The organism is Neomoorella sulfitireducens (assembly GCF_024733845.1).
Lineage (GTDB): Bacteria > Bacillota > DSM-521 > Neomoorellales > Neomoorellaceae > Neomoorella > Neomoorella sulfitireducens.
Genome location: NZ_JANRHG010000032.1, coordinates 1 through 1,276 on the forward strand (window position 1 = coordinate 1; position 1,276 = coordinate 1,276).

General features: G+C 49.6%; 1 protein-coding gene. It reads right to left on the reverse strand.

All coding sequences use genetic code 11. The annotated features are described in order from the left end of the window. Positions 1–30: 30 nt before the first annotated feature. Positions 31–1,208 (reverse strand): IS3 family transposase gene (locus tag NWF31_RS14440; RefSeq protein ID WP_258361203.1). Its coding sequence is split into 2 segments (ribosomal slippage): positions 31–932 and positions 932–1,208, totalling 1,179 coding nucleotides; the frame shifts between segments, so codons are not numbered across the junction. Between the last annotated feature and the right edge of the window lie 68 nt (positions 1,209–1,276).

The window sequence follows — 1,276 nt, forward strand, 5'->3', positions numbered from 1 at the left end:
TGGACTTCCCCCGGTAAATAGGACACCAACTTAAGCCACTTTTATGAGGTTCTCATAGTTTTTCTCGAATTCTTCCGGTGTCTCATACCCGAGAGCTGAATGTAACCTGAACCGGTTATAAAAAACCTCGATGTACTCAAAAATTTCCACTCTGGCTTCTGCCCGGGTTTTAAAACGGCGATGATATACGAGTTCCGTCTTCAATGTTTTGAAGAAACTTTCCATAGGGGAGTTGTCCCAACAATCTCCCTTGCGGCTCATGGAACAGATAAAACCATATTGCCGCAGCAGTTGCTGATAATCGGAACTCGCATACTGGCTGCCGCGGTCGGAATGGATGACCAATCCACGGCCGGGACGACGGTTGGTGACGGCCTTCTGCAGGGCCTCAATCACCAGTTCCCGGGTCAGATATTTCTGCATTGAATAACCTGTAACCCTTTTAGAATAGAGGTCCATGACCGCCGCCAGGTACAGCCAGCCTTCTTCGGTAGGGATATACGTTATATCCGTTACCCATCTCTTATTAGGGCTGCTGGCGGTAAACTCCCTGTTTAAGATATTTTCGGCCACCGGCAGATTGTGCCTGGAGTCGGTGGTAACCTTGAATTTGCGTTTTTGGATGGCCTGGACCCCTACTTCTCGCATCAGTCGTTCGACCCTCTTTTTGCTGCAGTGGATACCCTCCCTGCCCAGCTGCTTTTGTATACGGGGACTGCCATACGTTTTACGGCTCTTGTTGTAGATATTCAAAATCTTTTCTTTGATAATTTCATCCTGGCTCCGGCGTTGGCTTACAGGCCTTTTTAGCCAGCGGTAATATCCTGTCCGGGACACCTTTAAAACTCGGCACATCGTCTCGACACGGAAAGTTCCCGTGTGCTCCCGGATAAACCGATACTTCATTTCGGCATTTTGGAGAAGATGGCCACAGCTTTTTTTAAGATATCCCGTTCCTCCTGGGCTATCGCCAGCTCTTTTTTCAGGCGGCGGTTTTCCTCTTCAAGATCGGTACCGCGCATCTGCTTTCCTATACCGGGAAAGGCGCGTTCTCCATACTTTACCTGCTCTCTTCGCCACCTGTTGAGCATGCTACTGTTGATCCCCAGGTCCCGGGCAATCTGGCTGGTAGTTTTGCCGCTGGTGCGGCATAGTTCGACGGCATTTCGCTTGAATTCTTCATCATATGTTCGTCTGGAATCCCCCATGGACACAACGCCTCCTTGCTCTGATGATACACTCTTAACTCTGTGTCCTACAAATCGGGGGAGGGTCA